We start from the raw sequence: 22,343 nt of genomic DNA, 5'->3' as shown, positions 1-22,343 counted from the left end.
GGGTCACTATGAGGGGTTATAACAGATTTAATGGACAAAAAAAGCGTGACTTATAAAACACCAACTGTCGCTACACACAATCTTTATAAACACAAACAAGATTTGGCGAGTATTAAGATTTGCTACAAAGGTTACATAATCCACCGATATTATTACCAAAATGAACGTTGTCTGGCGACAAATGTTGCTAATCTATGGTCGTAAGCCGTTGTAATAGGTATAAAAACAACAATTAATAAGTATGAAAACAAGGGATAGCAGACAGATCTGCGATCTGGTTTCGATTATCATTCAAGGAGAAGATTATGTTTCGCTGGGCTATTATTTTTGCCGTTATCGCATTGTTAGCAAGTTTCTTGGGCTTCGGCGGTGTCGCAGGCTTATCAGCAAACTTTGCGTATATTTTATTGGCATTGGCGGTGATTTTGTTCATCGTCGCATTTGTGAGCCGCCGTATGTAGTCGGCAGTTAAGAAGCTAAGATATTTAAATATACAGGCAAGATGCTTGAGTGTATTTGGTAAAAAAAGTCCTCGATTTGAATCGAGGACTTTTTTGTGGCTGCTGTGTTTTTGTGGCTGCTGTGTTTGTCTGCCAGATAGCGCTTATAAGCGTTTGGGCTGAATGATGTGCTCCATGCGTTTGGCCAAACGGATATCCAAGCTTGAGATGCCACCGGTATCGTGGTTGGTCAAGCGCACTTCTACCACATTGTAGATATTACGCCATTCAGGATGATGCTCGAGCGCCTCCGCATGAAAAGCGGCTTGATTCATAAAGCTCATGGCTTCGACAAAGTCGCTAAAGTGATAGGTCTTGACGATACTATTGCCGTCACGTTGCCATCCTGCCAGCTCTTCTAACTGTAGGTTGATTTGTTTGTCAGATAAACTACTCATATTAATAACCTTTATTGTTATGTGGTTTGGTTTATTAAAAATAACGATGACGTCAGCTGACTGGCGAACAGTCTTTTATATCAAATCCTTTATATCAATTTTTTTATACTAAATCTTGATACTCAGGTCGTCTATTGATGTATGAGGCGACAAATGAGCATTGCGGCACCACCTTTTTATCATGAGCGCGCGCATAGTCGAGAGCATGCTTGACCAGCGCTGTACCAAGACCACGGCCGCCTAGCTCTTTTGGTACGATGGTATGGTCATACACCAGTTTGTCGCCGCGCTCCTGATAGCTGATATAGCCTGTATGACCGTCGATGGTGGTCTCAAAGCGGTTTGCGGACTCGTTGTGGGTGATGGTTGGGGCGTTGCCTGCGGTAAAATCCTGTGTACTCATCATATGCTCCGTTATTGGTTTTATTAGATTGTTTTAGGTCGGGGGTATTTAGACAGTGGCTTTTATACGAAAACCCTCGATCAATGAATCTTATAAAAAGGCTCTCGATCGATGATAGGTGGCGTCATTGTCTATTTATTATCTGCCCAAATACGTTATGCCTTATTATGCGCTGTCTGCGAGGAAATTTATAGCCCTTTCGGGTAATCGTGGATAGGGTAAATGTTACGATAGCCTACCCTTATCAAAATCATTAAGGCTCGTTGAGGCCGGCAAAAAACTCGATAAGGTTGGCTTGTTTCACCAATTAATCCAATACTTTAGCAGAAAAGGCACGAAAGCCGTCTACTTGCTTGCAGGGTATGCGCCACAATGCGATAATGGCAGACAATTTACAACCCTGATTTTTGAGGCGCAGCCCACTGAGCATCCGTGCAAAGTGCGACTGTCACGCCTTGTCTATGCAGTCTATCGGAGTGTTAATGGCTCAATATATTTACACGATGAACAACGTGTCAAAACTTGTTCCGCCTAAGCGTGAGATTCTAAAAAACATCAACCTATCATTTTTCCCTGGTGCCAAAATTGGTGTGCTAGGTATCAACGGTGCGGGTAAGTCTACCTTGCTACGTATCATGGCAGGTGTCGATACTGAGTTTAGTGGTGAGGCGCGCGCGCAAACAGGTACCAAAGTCGGTTACCTACCGCAGGAGCCACAGCTTGATGACAGCAAAGACGTCCGTGGTAACGTCGAAGACGGTATGCGTGAGGCGTTAGATGCGCTCGCGCGTCTGGATGAGATTTATGCCGAATACGCAGAGCCCGATGCCGACTTTGATAAGCTGGCCGAAGAGCAAGGCAAGATGGAAGACATCATCCAAGCGTGGGACGCTCATAACCTAAATACCCAGCTGGAAAAAGCCGCTGATGCGCTACGTCTGCCGCCATGGGATGCAGATGTCAGCAAATTATCTGGTGGTGAAAAACGCCGTGTGGCGCTATGCCGTCTGCTATTGTCACGCCCTGATATGCTACTACTTGACGAACCGACCAACCACTTGGACGCCGAATCTGTCGCGTGGCTTGAGCAGTTCTTACAAAACTACAGTGGTACCATCGTCGCCATTACTCACGACCGTTATTTCTTAGACAACGTCGCGCAGTGGATTTTGGAGCTGGACCGTGGCCATGGCTATCCTTATGAGGGTAACTATACTGAGTGGCTCGAGCAAAAGAACAACCGTCTTGAGCAGCAGCAAAAGCAAGAAGAGTCTTTTGCCAAAGCACTGAAAAAAGAGCTTGAGTGGATTCGTAAAAATCAAAAAGGCCAACAAGCCAAGTCCAAATCTCGTGTGCAGCGTTTTGAGGAGCTAAACTCAACTGAGTTCCAAAAACGTAACGAAACCGCTGAGATTTATATTCCACCTGGTCCACGTCTGGGTAACAAGGTCATCGAAGTCAACAATATCTCCAAGTCTTTTGGCGATCGTTTGCTTTATGAAGACCTCAGCTTTAACGTGCCAGCAGGCGCCATCGTCGGTATCATCGGGCCAAACGGTGCGGGTAAAACCACGCTATTTAACATGATTACCGAGCGTGATACCCCAGATACTGGCTCAGTCGAGCTGGGCGAGAGTGTCAAAGTGGCGTATGTCGGTCAGGTACGTGACAACTTGGACGATAACAAAACCGTCTGGGAAGAAGTATCAGACGGCCTTGATATCATCAAGGTAGGCGACTATGAGACCCCAAGCCGTGCTTATATTGGCCGCTTTAACTTCAAAGGCTCAGACCAGCAAAAGCATGTCGGACAGCTATCAGGTGGTGAGCGTAACCGTTTGCAATTGGCTAAGACACTAAAGCAGGGCGCTAACGTATTGCTACTCGATGAGCCATCAAACGACTTGGATATCGAAACTTTGCGTGCGCTAGAGGATGCGATTCAAGTATTCCCCGGTACCGTCATGGTGGTCTCGCATGATCGCTGGTTCCTTGACCGTATCGCCACCCACATCTTGGCGTTCGAAGAAGAAGGCCCAGTTTGGTTCGATGGTAACTACTCTGAGTTTGAAACCTATCGCAAAAAGACCATGGGTGATGATGCCACGCCTAAGCGTATGAAGTATAAAAAGATTTCTACCTAAGAGCGGTGCTTATGGTGCCCAATAAAATATAGTGCTCAATAAAAAAAGACCTCTAATCAGTTAGAGGTCTTTTTTTATTTATGCTGCTCAGTATCGTGAGCGGCTTAATATAATGGTATCAATTAACGTTTACGACCAAACTTACGCTGCTTTTTATTGCTAATCTCAGTAATCGCGTGGGTAATTTCCTCTTCATCTAGGCTTGCAACTTGCTGCAAGATTTGCATCATATCAGGCGTCAGGACGTACTTAGCATGGTGAGCGATGTCATTGATACGATGATCAAAGGTCAGCACCCCAGTTTCTTCCTCTTTTTGTAAGTAGTCAAGGCGCGTCAAGGCACTGATAAAGCTAGTAAACAACGCCCGATCAAAGAAATCTGGAATGTCGTCGGCATATAGCACCGACAAGCGCTGACCGAGCAAGTGACACAAATCCACGACCTCGTTTTCAGTCAGATTGCCCGAGCCTTGCTGCGCGAGTAGGGCAAGGGTCATAAAGTAACGCTCAAGACTCTGCCCGACAGGCGTGGCCAGTACTTGTAGCTGCTGATAGCCTTTGCTATTGGACTCAGGGACGCTCAAGATACCATCGCCAAGCTCGACGATAAGACCATGAGCGAGCAGGCTATCGACTTTTTTGTTGAGGGTATCGTTTAGGCTGTGCGCCGGATAGTACAAAAACAGCTCGCTTTGTAAAAACGGATACAGCTGCGTGGCAATATTGTCCAAACGGCTGCGCTCGATGCGGCCATTACGAGCGACCAAGGCCGATAAGAACGACAGCAAAATAAAGACGTGCAAGATATTGTTACGGAAGTAGCTGAGCAACGCTGCCTGCTTGCCAGCAATCTGAATGATGTCGCCTAAGATGTGCGGCGTGCGCTCGATGAGCTTGAGCTTGATACCATAATCAATGATTTGCTGCGGGCTCATATCGGTGATAAAAGTATCATCGGCATAAGGCAGCTGCTGGGCGAGCCCCTGATACAAGGCGATTTGCTCGCGGCAAATGTCTTCATCAAGCGCCGCTTTTGGGGCTGATAGCAATACCAGTGACAATAGCGATACTGGCGTGATGACAGCGGCTTTGTTGATATGCTGCATGATTTTGACGCCGATATTGTCCACCATGGCGCTGGTTTTTTCGTCAAGCGGGGTATCGGTGCGATCGGCAGGCAGGCTGTCTGCTGGCACATCAAACTTGGTCATAAAGTCGCTTAGGTGCAACGGCGTACCAAAGCTCAAATGGACATTACCAAAGATACGCTCGATCTTGCGCCCGACTTTGAGTAAGCCGATAAGGGATTCGGACTCTTTTGGCTTGCCCTTTAGCTCACCAACGTAGGTGCCGCCCTCCATGATGCGCTCATAACCGATATAGGTCGGAATAAATACCACAGGCTTGTTGGTACGGCGCAGCTGGCTATGAACCGTCATCGCCAGCATGCCCATCTTCGGCGGTAACAATCGCCCTGAGCGAGAGCGGCCTCCTTCGATAAAGTACTCAATCGGCGTGTTGCGGGTGATGAGAGTATGCATATACTCACGCAATACCGCGGTATAAAGCGCGTTACCACGGAAACTACGGCGAATATAAAACGCCACCGCGCCGCGTAGTAGCGGCCCTAATACTGGTACGTCTAAATTGTCACCAGCGGCGACATAAGGAATGCTCAGACCGCGCTTGTAGATGACATAAGACAATAGCAAATAGTCGACATGGCTACGATGACATGGCACATAGACAAGCTCGTAGTCTGCCGCCAGCTCGCGTACACGCTCGAAATGATGGACTTCGACGCCATCATATAGCTGTGTCCATAGCCACGTCAAAAACTTGTAAAAACCACGAATGATCGAGTGCGAGTAGTCGTTGACCATCTCATTGGCATAGCCTTTGGCGACACTGCGCGCTTCACGTACGCTGGTGCCCGTAGCCTTGGCTTCGGCTTCTATTGCGTGCTTGATGGCAGGCGAGTACACGAGCTTGTCTACAAGGTTGCGGCGGTCTGATAAATCAGGGCCCAGCATACTGGCGCGCTGCTTGTCCAGATAGGTGGTGATCTGCTGCTGCAACATCCGCACCAGCTCGCGATTGCCATCCGCGCCAGTGGTCATGGTATAAGCGGGCATCTCGTCGCTGATAGGTTGAGTATGGTCGTCTTCTACGGGCGTGGTATGTAACTGCTCGTGGATCAGCGCGCGCAAGTCCTGCGGCGGATGAAACTGCACAAAGGTATCGCGCCCCATCACTCCGATATTAAATAATTGCTTGGTGATACTAGGGTCTTCCCAGTTATCGGCGGTCAACAACTTAAATAACGAGTCCTCTTTTTCTGGCGCACGCCCCCACAAAATAGACACCGGTACCAACCGAACCTTTAGCTCTGGGTACTGCAACACCGCAGAGACCAAACGCGATAGTCGCGGCGAGAGTTGGCTGTCTTTGGCACTTGGGTGCTTTAAAAAGATAATAGCGGCGTTTTCTTTGATGTTATGAGCGCTATCTTGGACGCCGACCAACGCAGGCGGCAGGTTGTGCTCTTGGGTTTGTAGGTCAATCAAAATACTATTGGAGCGCGAATAATCTTGCAGCACATAAAACCTGAGCGTCTGATCGTCGCTGTCAAATTCAGGCAGCTCTCCTAGTAATTTGGGTTTGACCGCGACGTCCAGCATTTGACCCGATAGCTTGCGATAGAGCTGATTGATCGGGGCATTTGCATAAGGCTTAGGCGTGATTGGTTGGCCGTCAGTTGCGGTATTGTCCGTGGTGACGGGCGCTTTAAAAATCCGTTTTTTTAGGAACTTCGGTATCATAATCAGTATCAAAAGTCATCAAATATAGTGCGCTTATGATGCCATAAAAGCCAGCAAAGCGATATATGCTGTCTGTATATACTACCAATATTCATAAGCCAGCGGTCATTGCTTATCTATCAATCATCGGGCAGTAAGCGAAAGCAGCGCTTAAAGACAGCACTTAAAGACAGCAGAGAAAGACAGCAGAGAAAGACAGCTTTTAAAAACAAGGCTAGGCGCGCGCAGCTGGCGGTACAATTGTTTGAAAGTTGATCCGTTTAGCGCAATAATGGACGCATTGACTGATGAAAGCCGCTCTGTTCTGATATCTATTAAAATACATCTATTAAAAAAGGTAAGTGAACCCCCTATGACGCCTGCTATCAATCTTGCCAAAAAACACCGTCTGGATTATCAATTACACGAATACACTCACGATGCACAAGCAGCCTCTTTTGGTCTGGAGGCGGCAGAAAAGCTGAGCGTGGATGCCGCTCAAGTCTTTAAGACCTTAGTGGTATCGAGCGATGCAGGCGCGCTTGCCGTGGCCATATTGCCCGTTGATAAGACCTTAAACTTCAAAAAAATGGCCAAAGCGTTGTCTGCTACCAAAGCCTTGTCTTGCAAAAAAGTACAAATGGCAGATATCAAACTGGTTGAGCGCACAACCGGCTACGTACTGGGCGGCGTCAGCCCGCTTGGACAAAAAAAGTGCTTGCCGATGATGATAGATTGCTCAGCTCAAACGCAGTCTACCATCTATGTCAGCGGTGGCCGTCGCGGCTTAGAGATAGAGTTGCCGCCGCATCAATTGGCCACGACGCTAAATGCGCATTTTGCTGCGATCACCGATGACTAGCAGCATGGTATCGACATGGTATCGATAGGCTGATGGCTGTTGGTATTTGTGACTATCGTTTTTATACTGAACTCACCATATATAACTCGACCACATTTTTATCTTCTCGCAGATATTTTCCCCCGCTTTTTGGTATTCTATGACACATAAAAAAAGCGCCTAAATCATAGGCGCTTTTTCATCGTTATAAATGAGTGCGAGGGGCAGTCTTAGTCTAAGAAAGCAAAGCTGTCGATATCCATCGCTGTCATGCTCTCGCTAGGGGCGACCATGGCTTCGGCGTGACCTGACGTACGTGGCAGTAGCTTATCGAAATAGAACTCGGCGGTTTGGATTTTGGCTTGGTAGAACTCTGGCGCTTCTGTACCGCCGTTTTCGAGTTTGTCATACGCGACCGCTGCCATACGCGCCCAGTGATAGCCCATCATCACATAGCCTGAGTACATCAAGAAGTCATCAGAGGCTGCAGAGATGATTTCGCGGTCTTTACGTGCCATCAGCATCAGACGAACGGTCAAGGTGTTCCACTCAGCACATAGCTTGGTCAATGCCCAAACGAACTTGCGCATGTCTTTATCCAGCGCATACTCGCCGCACCATTTCATGATGCTTGAGGTATAATCACGGATGATCTTGCCTTTAGATTGCAAGATGACCTTACGACCGAGCAAATCTAACGCCTGTACGCCCGTGGTTCCTTCGTACATGGTCGCGATACGAGCATCACGAGCGATCAGCTCCATGCCCCATTCTTTGATATAGCCATGGCCGCCATAGACTTGCTGACCGTGCTTGGCCGCTTCGATACCCAGCTCAGTTAAAAAGCCTTTTAGGATAGGGGTATAAAAACCAAGCTTGTCATCCCATTTTTCAAACTCTGCTTCATCGCCATTGGCCACGCCTTGTGACATTTTGTCCGCATAGCGCGCTGAGTGATAGATCATCGAACGACCACCTTCAGCAAAGGCTTTTTGGGTCAAGAGCATACGACGAACATCAGCATGATGAATGATGGCATCTGCCACTTTTTTAGGATCTTTGGTGCCTGATAAAGTGCGCATCGAGCGACGCTCTTTGGCATAAGGCAAGGCGTTTTGGAAAGACAGCTCAGTGTGCGCCAGACCTTGGATACCCGTACCGATACGCGCGGTGTTCATAAAGGTGAACATCGCTTTTAGGCCTTTGTTTGGCTCGCCGATTAGGTAGCCTGTCGCGCCATCGTAGTTAAGGACGCAAGTTGATGATGAACTGATGCCCATTTTGTGTTCGATAGAGCCACAAACCACCGCATTGCGCTCGCCTGACTCGCCATCGCTATTTGGCAAAAACTTCGGTACGATAAACAGCGAGATGCCGCGCGTGCCTTCTGGGGCATCGGGTAGGCGTGCTAAAGTAATGTGAATGATGTTGTCGGTTAGGTCGTGCTCACCGCTTGAGATAAAGATTTTGGTGCCGCTGATTTTATACGTACCGTCTTCTTGCGGGATGGCTTTTGATTTTACTTGCCCCAAATCGGTACCACACTGCGGCTCAGTCAGACACATGGTACCTGACCATGAGCCTTCGACCAGCTTTGGTAGATAGATGGCTTTTTGCTCATCAGAGCCGTACTGTAATAAAGTATTGATACAGCCAGTAGATAGGCCTGGATACATCGCCCATGGCCAGTTGGCCGTGCCGATCATCTCAGCTTTGATGAGGTTGATGGACATCGGCAAGTTCATACCGCCGTACTCTTCAGGGTATGAGATGCCTTGCCAGCCGCCTTCGACGAACTGCTGATAAGCTTCTTTAAAGCCCTTTGGGGTAGTGACTTCACCGTTTTCAAAATGACAGCCTTCTTCGTCAGCAGGCTGGTAAAGTGGTGATAGGACGTTTTCGGCAAAATCCGCCATGCCTTGCAAAATCATATCAACGGTTTCGGGATCAGCGTTTTCGCCGTTGTCTAAGCTTTTGTAATGCGTCTGATAATCAAACACATCGTTGATCAAAAATTTGATATCACGTAAGGGTGCTTTGTAAGTTAACATAATCGCTCTCTTTGGTTGGTTCGCTCTCATAGGCTTGTGGCGCAGTCGTTGAGCCAGTGTTTATGTAAGCGATCTTTACTTATTTGGGATAGAGGTAGACACTGTATCTATTTGATAACCAATGGTCTGTTGGTCGTCTGTCAGTGGTCATGGAGTGTGATAAGAGCAGCCAGTCGATGTCTTCCATGAAAGCCCTACAAACGTCCTTAGTAAAAGTCAGCTGCTATGGCGTTTGTATGAGTATAAATCTTCTATGCATACAAATATACAATAGATAACTAATATTCATGTTTTTAATAAAAGTTTATTACTTTTAGTTTTGTTGAAATACGAATGATGGGGCTTTTTTTAGTCTGTTACTTTTATCACTTTTCTTTTAGCAGTTTTATCTTAGCACTTTTATATCAACACCTTTATATCAGTGTTTTTATATCAGTGCTCTGCTTTTGTGGCCACCGTTATCACAGCGGTTTGGGAGCAAGAGCAGCGTGACAATAATCAACAGGCATTACCTAAGCAAGCATTACCTAAAGAGCAGGGTAGGCCACCGAGCAAATACACCTATATCTAGGAGACAGTAGGCCAATTATGGGCAAAAAACTACGCAACCAGCATGTCGTTTGGCGCACCGCCTTGTGGACTCGTATCAAGTCGCTCATCGATGGCGAGCTGGATCATCTGCTTAAGGTCAATCGCAGCAAAAGACCATGGCACATGCCCATTATCGCCGCCCTTGCTATTAGTTTTCCGGTGTTTGTCGGGGCATATTTTGATGCGCTGCCTTCAGGTATTAAGGCGTCGCTGGGGGCGATGATTATCTTAAACCTACCGCTGGTGGGTACGTTGCCGTATCGGTTGGTGACGGTCATGGCATGGGGGTTTGCGATGGCGATGAGCTTTGCTTTAGGGCTGATAGCTCAGCAGTTGCCATGGCTTAGGTTGCCGGTGTTTGTGCTGATGGCCTTTGGGGTCGTGGTGCTGGGGCGTTACTATCGTCAGCCGCCACCTGCGGGGTTGTTTGTGATGATGGCAGGCGCGATAGCACTGTTTATGCCGACACCACTGGCGCAGGTGCCAGCGGCGATGGGGTTGGTGGTATTGGGCAGCGGGGCGTCGATGTTATTGGCGGCGCTGTATACGCTGTTTTTGTTGATGACGCGTACGGTCGCGCCTGCGCCTGTCTATCATTATGAAGCAGATACGATCGGTGATAGTGCGATTGTGGCGGGCTTTGTCAGCTTGACCTTGGCGCTCGCCATGTTTTTTGAGATGCCCTATCCTTACTGGGCGGCGATGAGCTGTTTTATCATCATTCAGGGTATGCAGCTACGCACGATGTGGATCAAGCAGCTACACCGACTACTCGGCACCATTGCTGGCATGGCGGTCGCTGGCTGGATGCTGTCGTGGGGGCTGTCACAGTGGGGCGTGGCCGCCTCGATACTCGCGATGATGCTGTTGATTGAGTCATTGGTCGATCGGCATTATGGTCTGGCCGTCATCTTTATCACGCCGCTGACTATCTTTATCGCAGAGTACGGCAGTGCCTCGATGGTGGCACCGATAGCCGAGGAAGTCATGCGTGCGCGGATGCTTGATACAGCGCTCGGCTGCGTGGTCGGCCTAGGTGGCGGGCTGGCCATGCATTCGATGCGCCTACGTCGCCCATTGAGGCGTATAGAAAACTGGCTGCTGGCGCGTGTTGGTTAGGCGCTATTTATCACAGTATTATTTATCATGTAACGCCGCAGTCGCTACGGCGACATCTACCTTTTGCGTCGTCCAGCGCTCAAAGCTCAAGGCTGCTTGGCCGATGAGCATGCCGTAACCGTCTGATGTCTGCGCGCCGCGAGTGGCAAAGTGCTGCAAAAACGGCAGCGTGCGTCCGTACATCATGTCATAGGCATAATGAGCCGTTAGCGTATCTGCCAGTGGCAACGTCTCACCAGATAGCCCAATAGAGGTGGCATTGATAATAATGTCAAAGGCTCCTGTCAGCTCGCTTGTCGCGCAGGTCGAGATAGCATGTGCGTCAATCACGTCGCTTGCAGCGCTCAGCTCACAAGCCAACTCCTCCGCCTTGCTCACTGTGCGATTGGCAATGCTCAAATCACCGATACCTGCCTGAATCAGTGGCAAAATCACCCCGCGAGCTGCGCCGCCAGCGCCGATCAGTGCCACGCGCGCGCCTGCGAGTGGCCAGCCCAAGCTCAGTATATGATTGACCAAACCTTGACCGTCTGTGTTATCGCCATAAATGGCCTCAGAGATGGATGCACCGTTTTTTAACAATGCTGTATTTAACCATAAAGTATTGACTGCGCCTGCTACTTTGGCATGTTCAGACAAGCCGCCACGCGCCGCGCAGCATGCATAGGCGACTTGTTTAAACGGTACAGTGACATTGGCACCCACGCCGCCGCCATGAAAAAACGCTTCGAGCAGCGCAGTAAAGCTGGCGGCATCATCAGGACAGTATTGACGCTGATAGCTAATATTCATCCCCGTCTGAGCGGCAAACTGGGCATGAATCTCAGGGGATTTACTGTGGGCAATGGGATTGCCGATGACGATAAAGTGTTGGGTCATAGAGAGTCCGCGGATAAACAATGGGCAAAAGATAATCGATAAATCGCTGCTAGAGGCCAATCATCATAAGGGATAACGCGGGTGTTGACAAACCCTACGCTTGAGCAGATTGATATAGGTCATGGCTATGCGGAAGCGGAAGTACGCTATGCGTTTTTTTGACAACAGGTTTTCCAAAAAAGGTTTTGCTGAAAAAGGCTTTGCTGGGTTAGGTTTTTAACAAATCTGTACTTTCTGGGAGGGGGATGCGTAACGTAAAGGGTAGTCAAGTGTTATGCAGTTGGGTAAACTAACAAGCGTATGAGGCGCGTATGAGCTATATAGTCGATGCCCTCTAAAAAGCGCATAGCGCTACTGGGATGCTATTTTTAAACGTAGGTTGCGCAGCCTCTGGGAACGCAGCACGCAAGTAAAATTTATACCAGTAGCGCGTTTAAATTTATATAACAGTTTTATTTTCAACTGACTATATAGAGTAGAGCATCACTATTTTATAAAGTACCAGTGAATATAAAGTACAAGTGAATAAAGCATAAGCTGTTACCCAATCATTCATCGTTATCAGCGGCATCGCTGCCAGCTCGTTAATACTACGTTGAGACCCATCTAAAAGTGTGAGTAAATTGCCCATGTGGAATAATAACCTACAGACCCTTCTAGTCGGTACAATAATGGCGACGGCTCTGTCATTGAGCGGCTGTGATAGCAACAAAAACGATCCCGAAACCTCAGATGCGGCCACCGATAGCAGTGCGCAGACCGTTACTGAACCGCAAACCCAAGACAATGCGGCTTCAAACTCAGACCTCGACGGCGCGGTGGCTGAGCAGGGCACGCCTGTCAAATACGATGTCTCGGCATGGAGCAATGAAAAAGTAGAGCCCCTAAAGGTCACCGAGCTGGACGGCATCAAAACCACATTTGGCAAAGTGCTTAGTACAGATGAAAACAGTCTCGACTATGCCAGCAATCCAGCATCCAAATATCGTTTTATGAAGACCGACGCGCCGTATCTGGATATTATCGACTCCGAAAAATATCTCGAGCTTGGCTGGTACTATGCCAACCCCACCGACTCAGAAACAGAAAAAGAGCACAGTCAAAACCATGCCAAAAAAGCCTACAAGCTGGCACGGCAACTGATGGGCGACGATGGCGGTAAAGTCATCGCCGATATGCTGGCGGGCCAAGTCGTCAAAAACAAAGTCATCGGTGGTCAAAAAGTCGAGCTGGCCAAGTGTGAGTTTTATAGCTGTATGCTGATCATCAATAAATCAGCCGCCCAAACAGATGACGGCTAAGCGATTCGATGCTGCCATCTGATATAGCACTACCGCCTGCTAACGCCGCCTCCCTACCGAGCAGTGCTTGGCACTGTCTACAATTGGCCGGCCAGCACCTAGAGCCGCTAGACTTAGATGCTGCAAAACAACGATCAGCAGCATCTGCAGTCGCCTTAGACAATCGCGGACTGGCATACGCTGATGGTTTCTTTACCACCATGGGCGTCGTCGACGGGCAGATACTGTGGCAGCAGCAGCATCGACAGCGACTGCTTAGCCATGCAAAAGCACTGCAGCTGGATATAGACTGCCCAGCACTCATGAGCCAACTGTCCGTCTATGGCAAACAGCTGCAACAAGGCATGCTAAAGCTGATCGTCACGCGTAGTACGCAGGCGGTACGCGGCTATGGCTATGCGTCTGATGCAGCTGGTCGCGCCTGTGATGTCTGGCTAAAAGTGGCCGCTATGCCTGTCAAGACAGCAGAGCAAATCACGCTACCTGATGGACGCAGGATGCCTAGGCAGCCTAATTGTGCCGCCGTTTGTCTATCGGCGAAGATCGCTTGCCTACCGCCGCCATTGGCTGGACTCAAAAGCCTCAATCGCTTGGATAATGTCCTCGCAAGCGGTGAGCTGCAACGGTACAAAGCGCAATGGTTAAATGCTCAGCCGGTGCCAAACCCTCCACAGCCAGAGATCGGCGAAGGTCTGCTACGCGATATGAGCGGACACTGGGTGGAGGGCACGATGAGCAATGTGTTTTATCAACTAGCAGAGTCGCCGCCACCTGTGTCAACCAGCAGCGATAACGACCAGACTCAGGCCAATTATCTGATCACTGGCCAATGGTATACGCCGTCGATGGCGCAGTCGGGTGTCGCTGGGGTCATGCGACAGGTAATCATCGATGCGCTTGCGAATACAGAACGACCAGTAGTCATGCGTTCATTACATGATGAGGATTTGCCACAGATAACGCGGCTATTCTTTTGTAATGCGCTGCGCGGAGTAATGCCGATGAGCTCGCTTACTTTGCTATCAGGTGAGGTGGTTGAGTTTAATTAGTCGCTTACTTCACATCAAAAATATTAAATTTGGTATCAACTAAATCATCATAATTTAACTCAATATCTTCATTTCTATACTTCTCTTGCGCTTGCATAATCGCTGAAGAATCGTCTTCAGCCTTTATGTCTATAATAGCGCTCATCGTTTCAACTATTTCTATTTGATAAGTTTTTAAGCCTGTGTCATTTTTCATAATCATTCTCACTGTTGCTAGGGTTGGTGCTGCTGATCCTAGCAAAAAGACTTTAGAGAAGTGATCGCCTATAGTAAGCTTATCTTAATTTTCGATACTGGCCACGGCCCACAAACTCAATAATGCCTTTATCTCGTAGCACTTGTAGTTGCTGGCGAATTTTATCTTTTACATGGTTGTTGTCAGGATGCTTGAGTTGTAATTCATCAGCAAAAGCATAAACTTGTTGTAGGCTAAATTTATCACCCAATCTATCAATACACTGCCAAACATCTAGCGTCCAACCTCGTGAAGTGATGGATTGCTGACGTAAAAACAACGTCTTTTGAAACTGCTGCGTGACACTGTCGCGCGGTATCACTTGCTGGTCTTTGACCAAAAACACCTTTCCCGTTTCTGGTACTCGGCGCAGGTCAATATTGCAGCCAACCCAACCTGCACGTCTGGCAGAGGCTGCCAATGGTTTGCGTTTTATAATGATATCGGGCTTAAAAAACTGCTTAGGGATAATCAAAAAATTATTAACGCGATACTCTTGGGAGTAGGTCAAAAAGAAGAAGCTTGGATTGTCGTCGCTATTGATACGCGCAAGCATGGTGGCATAAGCGCCATCATTGATAATATTGCTTAGTTTTGATTGTTTGCTTTTTAGCTCGTATTGCTCGGCACAAGCTGCACAATAAAAATCAGCCACAGGTTTATTATTGCTAAACTCAGCTAATGGTTGAATGCCGCAGTTGGGGCAGTAACCGTTGTCTTTTACCCATGCCTCACTAAGCACACGAATAATCTGTGGTTTGGAGTTGTAGTTTTCGGCCAGACTTTGATTAAAATATAAGTTCATGATGCGTTTTTGTGCCCAGTAAGTAGGTGTAAGCGCTGCAGTAAAAGTAACAAGCTAAACAAATCCCATTGAAAATCACACGGTTCAGTGCTAAATTCTAGCAAACTTCTGCCCTGCGAGTTGTCATGAGCACACCAACCCCTGAGTCGCCGCCCGAACGCCCCAATGATACACCAGAAAACCAGCAAGACCATGCTGCATCGTCGAATGCTGAAAAGCCGCGTACGGATGACACGCCTGTAGAATCGTCAGCCACCAACGTAGCAGACACCCCTGCGACAGATGTATCGCTCATCAGCGGCGAGGGCAAACCGCGCACTTACAAAGTCGACAATCCGTCGTTTTTTATGCAGCGGGGCTATCAGGTGCTACTGGTGCTGGGGCTAATCGCCGCGTTTTTTTTGGTGATGGTTTATCAGACGCTGTTTGGCCGTATCGAGCAGCCAGCGCAGATGGTGACGATTGAGCAGGGTCAGACTTACTATGGGCTATTGCCGCAGTGGCAACAGCAGATTCCGCTGTTTTCTGCCAGTGTGGCCAAGCTCTATATCAAGTCGCAAGTCGATGCGCCGCTGCACGCTGGTATCTATCAGCTGCCTGAAAATCCAACCATCGCTGAGGCACTACAGATACTAGAGCAAGGCGCAAAAGCTGCCATGGTCAAGATACAGATCATCGAAGGCAAGACCGCAAGCGACCTTTATCAGACTTTACGTGACAACCCAGGCATCAAAAAAGAAGTATTGCTAGATAGTGACGACAGCACCCCTCCCGCGAGTAATGCCAGCATCGCTCAGGGGCTCGACTTGGTCGGTATCTTGCCAGAGGCGGTAATCAGTAGCAACGATCCCATCGTCAATCACAACCTTGAGGGCTGGTTTGCGCCAGACACTTACTATTATGGGGAAGGCTCAACCGATAAGCAGGTACTAACGGATCTGTATAAGCGTCAGCAGCAAGCGCTGTTTGATGCGTGGGAAAGCCGTGCGCCGAACCTGCCGTATCAGACGCCTTATCAGGCACTGGTCATGGCCTCTATTATCGAAAAAGAAACCAGCATCGCTGATGAGCGTCCGTTGGTGTCGGCAGTGTTTAAAAACCGTTTGGATAAGGGCATGCGCCTGCAAACAGACCCAACCATCATCTATGGTATGGGCAGCCGTTATGATGGTAATATTCGCCGTAAAGACATCGATGAAGAAACGTCATATAACACCTATCAAATCGATGGGTTGCCGCCAACGCCCATTGCCCTGCCGTCGGCCGCTTCTATCGAGGCGACCTTGCATCCAGCAGATAGCGAGGCGCTATATTTTGTGGCAACAGGCAATGGCGGGCACAAATTTACCAATAGCTTGGCTGAGCACAATCAAGCGGTAAAAGATTACCTAAGCGTCATGCGCGACAAGAAAGCACAAACACCGCCGCAGTAATACCCGTTAGCAATAATTTCCGTTACGTGATGCTCTTTTTGAAACCATACCCCTATTTATCAAGCGCTATGTCACCTCATAGCGCTTAGCCATGACACAAGGTCATCTCATGTCTGTATCTATACCTGCCAATGCCGATAACAATCTGGCGCAAGACACTACTAGTAATCAGATAATACAAGGTCGCTTTATCAGTTTTGAAGGCACTGAGGGCGTGGGTAAAACCACAGCGATCGAGCAGCTATGCACACGTTTAGATAGCCGTGGTATCGACTATCTGCGTACCCGCGAGCCTGGTGGCAGCCCATTTGCTGAGCATCTGCGCCAGATACTCCTAGACCCTGCGACCGACATAAATGACGACACTGAGCTACTGTTGATGTTTGCTGCGCGCTGCGATCATATGCAGCAAGTGATTTTGCCCGCGCTACAAGCTGGCAGGTGGGTGATATGTGATCGTTTTACCGACTCAACCGTGGCTTATCAAGGGTTTGGCCGCGCCCATGGTGATGAGGCTGTGCGCACGAAGATTGATATGCTGATTGCCCAGTTTGTACCGCAGTTGCCTGAGCTGACGTTGTGGTTAGATTTACCAGTCGCTGAGGGGATGCGGCGTGCTGGCAAGCGCAGCGCTGCCGATCGCTTTGAGCAGCAAGCGGATGCGTTTTTTACGCGGGTGTATGAGGGGTTTGACACGCTTGCGCGCCAGTATCCTGAGCGCATACAGCGCATCGAGGCGTCGGGCAGCGCCGAGGAGGTTGGTGCGCGCATCTGGCAGGCGGTACAACAGAGGCTGGAGCTAATATAAAAGCGGCGGCGTAGAAAAAACCCCCAACGTCGGTTGGGGGTTTCTCTATGGTTACTTGTCTGGTGATGCGTCAGTTATGGCTCAGTTATGCGTCTGGGTCTTTGTGGCTGTCCATGTCGGTTGCAGTATCTTGACCGGAATCAGGGAAGCGATTGGGATCCAGCGAGCCTTTTTTGGTCTTAGGCGCATGACCATTGCCATTGGTATTGCTGCTATTAGCTGCCTTGGTTTTGGCGACTGTAGCGGAGCTGGCAATATCAGCGTTTTGTACTTGAGCTGCTGAGCGGTCTGGCGTCGCGGCATCCAACGTCGCGGCGGCGTTTGCGGCTGTATCCAAGCTGCTGCTTGCGTCTTTTGGCATGTGCGTTGGCGCATTTTGCTCAGGATTTTGCTCGGCAGTTGTATCGCCAGCGACTTTGTCTGCGCCCGTTACGCTCACAGGCTCGGTAGCGTCAGTACTTTCTTCGTTCAGCTCTTTTTCTTTGCGTTTTTCAGGCGCTTTGGAGCTGGATTCAAAGTTGGCATCCGCCGCCATACGCGCTTGCTCTTGCTTTGGCGTTACATCGACTGGCTTTGGTTGCACCTCATCGTCCACTACCAAGGAGATAAGCTTGCGATCGCGCGGCACCGTCCCATCAAACTTGTCGGTGATGACGTGGAGCTTGCCTTCTTTGTCGACGGTATAGAGCGGCACAAATTGTTTATTATCGGCCTTATACTGCTCAAAACTATAGCTGTCAGTGATGTTGGTGATTTTGATACGTGCCTTTTTGGACAGCATACTGGCAAGCTTGGTATAGGTGACGTCTTTGCCAAACAGCCATTGTGAGTGGAAGTTTGACTGCTTATCGTCGCGCTCGCTTTTGACTTTTTCGTCACTAAACTTAAGACGATACAGCTTACGCTCACCGAACTCGTGACGATAATGTATCTCAGATAAGGTGTTCATCTCCTTATCCATACTCATGGCAAACAGACGGCCGATACCGATCAAATCCAGATGATGGTCGGCGTGGTCTGAGATGGGGTTGCCAAAGTAAGTACGTAGGCCACTCATGCGGGCGCGAGCAATATTGGTGTAGTTGTTGTGAGCGACGATGACATCAAAGCCTTGGTCCTTGAGTGAGGTGGCGATAAGAAGCGCGACAGGGTTTGAGCCGACCACCAATATGCCATTGGTTTCAGGCTCACGCACGCCCAGCAAGTTCCCGACCATTTTGGCACCCAAGCCTTGGATCAAGACCGTACCGATGATGACCATAAACACCAGTGGCACTAGCAGCTCGACGCCTTGGATATCATACTCTTGTAAGCGGATAGCAAACAAAGATGAGATAGCAGCAGCGACGATACCACGCGGCCCAATCCAGCTGATCATCAGCTTTTCATTGGTCTTAAGGTTTGAGCCGATGGCCGATGCCCAGACAGACAAAGGCCGCGCCACAAACATGACGATAGCCAGCAGCACCAATCCTGCAAACCCAACACTTAGCAAGCTTGCCAGCTCAACACGGGCAGCAAGGATGATAAAGAGCACAGAGATGAGCAAGATGGTTAAGGATTCATTAAACTCCAAAATCGTCTCGCGCGGGAATTTGGGCCAGTTGGCCAGCGCCACGCCCAATACCGTCACGGTCAATAGACCAGACTCGTGCTCTAAATGGTTCGATACCGAAAACAGCACCAGCACAAAGGCTAGGGTAAAGACATTGCGCAAAAACTCAGGAATCATATGACGACGCATGAGGAATGCAAGCAGCCAAGCGCCTGCCATCCCAAGTGCTGTCGCTAGTACCACAATCTTGGCAAACAATAAGATACTGCTGGCTTCGCCGCCTGAGATGATGTACTCATAGACCAATACCACAGCGATGGCGCCGATCGGGTCGATGATGATGCCTTCCCATTTGAGGATATTGGAGATGGTCTTATTGGGGCGTACACTACGCAGTAGCGGCATGATGACTGTCGGGCCTGTCACACAAACCAAGGCGCCGAATAGCAGGGCAATCAGTGGATCGACATCAAATAATAAATACGTCGATAACGCCACGATAGCAATGGTGATCAGTACGCCGACCGAGACCAGCATTTGTACGACAGTGCCGTGTTGCTTGATTTCATCAAACTCTAGCGTCAGCGAGCCTTCAAATAGAATAATCGCCACCCCCAAAGAGATGAAAGGGAACATCAGCTCACCGAGCACCAAATCAGGGTCAAAAATACCCAAGACTGGCCCGACGATGATACCTATCAATAATAAAAATAAAATGGACGGTTGCTTTAAATACCAAGCCAGCCATTGGGCGGCGATGCCAATCCCAACCACGCCAGATAGTAATAGGGCGGTATCCATACATTAATCCTTTTGTAATCTTGTCATATGTTATATCTATCCATTGCTTGGGCGACCGCGCTGCCTACTATCTGCAGTGTGTATCGATGTCGCAAACGGTCGCAAGCTTTTTAGTAGCAAGGCCATCGGCAGATAGCCATCATGCATCCAAACATGAGCCAGATGTGATATATACTATAAAGTAATAAAGACAAAAGCATTCCTAGATAAAAATACCAAATCCAACAGTCAATCCGTGTCATCAAACCTACGCCAATCATGGTACTCGGTTGGCAGGTTTATATGACTCGTATGGCCTACTTAGTAGCTGATAGGCGGTTTTGAGTTATTGACAAGGTTGAGATAAGGTATAAACGCCTCTAGTCATGCAAAAGATGGAAAATAAGGGCGATACGAGCCAAGTTGATAAACGCAAGGTCAATCCAATCAATACTTTTAATTGACTTTTGTTTGTTTATAAAGTTATTTGGCTTGCTATCATAACATGATTTTATTTCATCGCTGCTAGTTGCCGTGTGACTGACTATTGCGTGATAACCGACCATATTGAGCAGCGATAGCGCCGCAGCAGAGCACAACGGGATGCTAAAAGATACCGCTCTTATGCAGATAATACAGGCCAGCGCTTTGATTTATCATACAGTAGCTATCTTTTTGTCGCCATCTTTGTCGTACCGATGGCCTAACATTATCATAAAGACACGGATGGCCAATGGTATTGCAGCAAAAAAACCAGTAACCTATTGCATAACAAAAAGGGATTGAAATCAGGGACAACAGTACGGATAAAACGATAAGACATGGCCATAGCCCACTTTTGCATCAAGCGGCTATTTTGCATCACATGGCTGTGCTGCTACATTGTTTGTCTCGTCCTGTCCGAATAGGTTTTATTGCGTGCTATCAGGTGTCATACAGACTGTGCAAAACGTATTCCAGCAGCACTGTACATAGCATCGTCTTTGAGATGCAGAACGGCCACTGACAATAATAATGATCACTCATATGGAGGACACGATGCCTATCAATATGTCTACAGCGCCAGCCAAACCTCGTATGCGCCATTGGCTACAGCGCAGCACTTTAGCGCTTGCCATGAGCACAGCGATGCTGACAGGGGTATATACCACGGCGATGCCAAGCGCGCATGCTGCCGTCACCACGGCGGATTTTTCGGATTTGGTACAGCAGGTCACCCCAGCGGTGGCGCGTGTCAATGTCACCAAAACCGTCAGTGAGGCGGAGCTTGCTAAGGCGCAAACGGCAGAGCTGCTCAGGCAGTTTTTTGGCGATCGTCTGCGTATTCCGGATCAAGCCGCGACCCCAGCGATTGAGCATGCCTACGGCACCGCGTTTTTTGTCACTACAAATGGCTATATGTTGACCAACCATCATGTGGTCGAAGGTGCGGACAAAATCACCGTCACGCTCAACGATAGGACAGAGCTGGATGCTACCTTAGTCGGTAGCGATGAGCGCTCGGATGTGGCAGTACTAAAGGTCAGTGGTAAGCAGTTTCCCGCGTTACCGATCGGTGATTCAAATGGTTTAAAAGTTGGGGAGCCTGTACTGGCGATTGGCTCGCCCTTTGGTTTTGATTATTCGGCCTCGGCTGGTATCGTCAGCGCCAAATCGCGCAATTTTTCACGCGATACCAGTGTGCCGTTTATCCAAACCGACGTGGCACTGAACCCAGGGAACTCAGGTGGCCCACTGTTTAACCAGCGCGGCGAGGTCATCGGTATCAACTCGCGTATCTTTAGTGGTACAGGTGGCTATATGGGGCTGTCGTTTTCTATCCCGATTGATGCGGCGATGGATATCTACGAGCAGCTAAAAACCCATGGTGAAGTCGCCCGTGCTTATCTGGGTATCTATCCACAAGACATCGATCGCAACTTGGCAGAAGCGTATAACTTGGCGCGTCCGCAAGGGGCGTTGCTGACTCGCGTATCACCAGATTCGCCTGCCCAAAAAGCAGGGCTAAAATCTGGCGATATTATTTTGCAGTACAATGATGTGAAAATCATGCGTGCCTCGGATTTGTTGAATTTACTCAACCGTGCCAAGCCCAACGACGCATTTCATGTGCAGATTCAGCGCGATGGTAAACGGATGCTCGCGCGTGGCACGCTGGCCTATGCGCCCAATGATGTCCGAGCACAAAGCGGCGATCAGCAAGACAATGATATACAGCTTGGGCTGCGCTTACGTGACTTGACCGCCGATGAGCAAGCAGAGCTGGCAGTTGACAATAAAACCGGCATCTTAGTCACCACAGTCGATCCCACAGGGCTGGCGGCGCGCTCAGGCATCATGGCAGGCGATGTGATTACCAATTTTCACCAAAAGCCGATTAAAAAAGTCACTGATTTTTCCAGTGCTATCTCAACGTTACCCAAAAAAGGCGTGGTGACCATTGAGGTCATTCGTCAAGGTATCCCAGGTATCATCGGTCTGCGTATCGAGTAGCCTTGTGTCATACAGGAGCCGTCACGCAATACGAGCATCTGACTGGAGGGAGCTGGATAAATAGGGCAATGATTGACATAGGCTGTCAGTATAATGAAGCAGCCAGCAGAATGATGAGTGGGTCGATCAATCCTATGCTTCATTCCTATGGCTCATT

The 22,343-nt window shown here is 48.8% G+C and carries 18 protein-coding genes; 10 read left to right on the top strand and 8 right to left on the bottom strand.

The window, feature by feature from the left end:
• The first annotated feature begins 305 nt into the window (after positions 1-305).
• Complete coding sequence (locus AADH33_RS12175; protein WP_011512513.1) at positions 306-461, top strand: DUF1328 domain-containing protein; 156 nt, start codon at positions 306-308, stop codon at positions 459-461.
• 143 nt (positions 462-604) lie between these two features.
• Here the strand turns inward: AADH33_RS12175 and AADH33_RS12170 are convergent, their stop codons facing one another.
• Together AADH33_RS12170 and AADH33_RS12165 are read right to left on the bottom strand one after the other, a co-directional pair.
• Entirely contained in the window at positions 605-898 is a 294-nt protein-coding gene (locus tag AADH33_RS12170; protein ID WP_348549047.1) for a 4a-hydroxytetrahydrobiopterin dehydratase, read from the bottom strand.
• A 103-nt stretch (positions 899-1,001) separates the two neighbouring features.
• A complete protein-coding gene (locus tag AADH33_RS12165) occupies positions 1,002-1,304 on the bottom strand; it encodes a GNAT family N-acetyltransferase (RefSeq protein WP_348549046.1) in 303 nt (100 codons plus the stop codon).
• A gap of 479 nt (positions 1,305-1,783) precedes the next feature.
• Between AADH33_RS12165 and ettA the strand changes: the two genes are divergently transcribed.
• Positions 1,784-3,445 (top strand): energy-dependent translational throttle protein EttA, encoded by a 1,662-nt coding sequence (gene ettA / locus AADH33_RS12160; protein ID WP_100748724.1) that lies wholly within the window; start codon positions 1,784-1,786, stop codon positions 3,443-3,445.
• Positions 3,446-3,567: 122 nt separating this feature from the next.
• Here the strand turns inward: ettA and plsB are convergent, their stop codons facing one another.
• Positions 3,568-6,267 carry a glycerol-3-phosphate 1-O-acyltransferase PlsB gene (plsB, locus tag AADH33_RS12155; protein ID WP_348549045.1) on the bottom strand — a complete coding sequence of 900 codons (2,700 nt, stop codon included), beginning with the start codon at positions 6,265-6,267 and terminating at the stop codon, positions 3,568-3,570.
• Between the two features lie 352 nt (positions 6,268-6,619).
• Between plsB and ybaK the strand changes: the two genes are divergently transcribed.
• Positions 6,620-7,108 (top strand): Cys-tRNA(Pro) deacylase, encoded by a 489-nt coding sequence (gene ybaK / locus AADH33_RS12150; protein ID WP_348549044.1) that lies wholly within the window; start codon positions 6,620-6,622, stop codon positions 7,106-7,108.
• 209 nt (positions 7,109-7,317) lie between these two features.
• Here the strand turns inward: ybaK and AADH33_RS12145 are convergent, their stop codons facing one another.
• Positions 7,318-9,138, bottom strand: coding sequence for an acyl-CoA dehydrogenase C-terminal domain-containing protein (locus AADH33_RS12145; protein WP_207968939.1), 1,821 nt, complete (start codon positions 9,136-9,138; stop codon positions 7,318-7,320).
• A gap of 448 nt (positions 9,139-9,586) precedes the next feature.
• On the opposite strand from AADH33_RS12145, the gene AADH33_RS12140 reads away from it, so the two are divergent.
• A complete protein-coding gene (locus AADH33_RS12140; RefSeq protein ID WP_256713775.1) occupies positions 9,587-9,709 on the top strand; it encodes a hypothetical protein in 123 nt (40 codons plus the stop codon).
• Between the two features lie 17 nt (positions 9,710-9,726).
• Positions 9,727-10,848, top strand: coding sequence for an FUSC family protein (locus AADH33_RS12135; protein WP_348549043.1), 1,122 nt, complete (start codon positions 9,727-9,729; stop codon positions 10,846-10,848).
• 18 nt (positions 10,849-10,866) lie between these two features.
• On the opposite strand, the gene aroE is transcribed toward AADH33_RS12135, so the two are convergent.
• Positions 10,867-11,727, bottom strand: a complete 861-nt coding sequence (aroE, locus tag AADH33_RS12130) for a shikimate dehydrogenase (protein WP_348549042.1) — start codon at positions 11,725-11,727, stop codon at positions 10,867-10,869.
• Positions 11,728-12,398: 671 nt separating this feature from the next.
• On the opposite strand from aroE, the gene AADH33_RS12125 reads away from it, so the two are divergent.
• Positions 12,399-13,028: a hypothetical protein gene (locus AADH33_RS12125; protein WP_348549041.1), complete on the top strand. Its 630-nt coding sequence runs from the start codon at positions 12,399-12,401 to the stop codon at positions 13,026-13,028.
• Positions 13,029-13,036: 8 nt separating this feature from the next.
• A complete protein-coding gene (locus tag AADH33_RS12120) occupies positions 13,037-14,077 on the top strand; it encodes an aminotransferase class IV (protein ID WP_348549040.1) in 1,041 nt (346 codons plus the stop codon).
• A 4-nt stretch (positions 14,078-14,081) separates the two neighbouring features.
• On the opposite strand, the gene AADH33_RS12115 is transcribed toward AADH33_RS12120, so the two are convergent.
• Entirely contained in the window at positions 14,082-14,273 is a 192-nt protein-coding gene (locus AADH33_RS12115) for a DpnD/PcfM family protein (RefSeq protein ID WP_348549039.1), read from the bottom strand.
• 79 nt (positions 14,274-14,352) lie between these two features.
• The gene (locus tag AADH33_RS12110) at positions 14,353-15,117 is read right to left on the bottom strand and encodes a DpnI domain-containing protein (protein WP_348549038.1); all 765 of its coding nucleotides are present in this window, start codon (positions 15,115-15,117) and stop codon (positions 14,353-14,355) included.
• Positions 15,118-15,242: 125 nt separating this feature from the next.
• Here AADH33_RS12110 and mltG point away from each other — a divergent pair, with 125 nt between their 5' ends.
• Together mltG and tmk are read left to right on the top strand one after the other, a co-directional pair.
• Positions 15,243-16,550 carry an endolytic transglycosylase MltG gene (gene mltG, locus AADH33_RS12105; RefSeq protein WP_348549037.1) on the top strand — a complete coding sequence of 436 codons (1,308 nt, stop codon included), beginning with the start codon at positions 15,243-15,245 and terminating at the stop codon, positions 16,548-16,550.
• 175 nt (positions 16,551-16,725) lie between these two features.
• The gene (tmk, locus tag AADH33_RS12100; RefSeq protein ID WP_348549991.1) at positions 16,726-17,358 is read left to right on the top strand and encodes a dTMP kinase; all 633 of its coding nucleotides are present in this window, start codon (positions 16,726-16,728) and stop codon (positions 17,356-17,358) included.
• 85 nt (positions 17,359-17,443) lie between these two features.
• On the opposite strand, the gene AADH33_RS12095 is transcribed toward tmk, so the two are convergent.
• Complete coding sequence (locus AADH33_RS12095; RefSeq protein ID WP_348549036.1) at positions 17,444-19,714, bottom strand: cation:proton antiporter; 2,271 nt, start codon at positions 19,712-19,714, stop codon at positions 17,444-17,446.
• A 1,017-nt stretch (positions 19,715-20,731) separates the two neighbouring features.
• Here AADH33_RS12095 and AADH33_RS12090 point away from each other — a divergent pair.
• Complete coding sequence (locus AADH33_RS12090; protein WP_348549035.1) at positions 20,732-22,186, top strand: Do family serine endopeptidase; 1,455 nt, start codon at positions 20,732-20,734, stop codon at positions 22,184-22,186.
• Positions 22,187-22,343 lie beyond the last annotated feature (157 nt).

The sequence above is a fragment of the Psychrobacter sp. KFRI-CH2-11 genome (genome assembly GCF_038239325.1).
In the GTDB taxonomy this organism is placed as follows: Bacteria; Pseudomonadota; Gammaproteobacteria; order Pseudomonadales; family Moraxellaceae; genus Psychrobacter; species Psychrobacter celer.
This window is presented reverse-complemented; position numbering and strand designations above follow the sequence as displayed.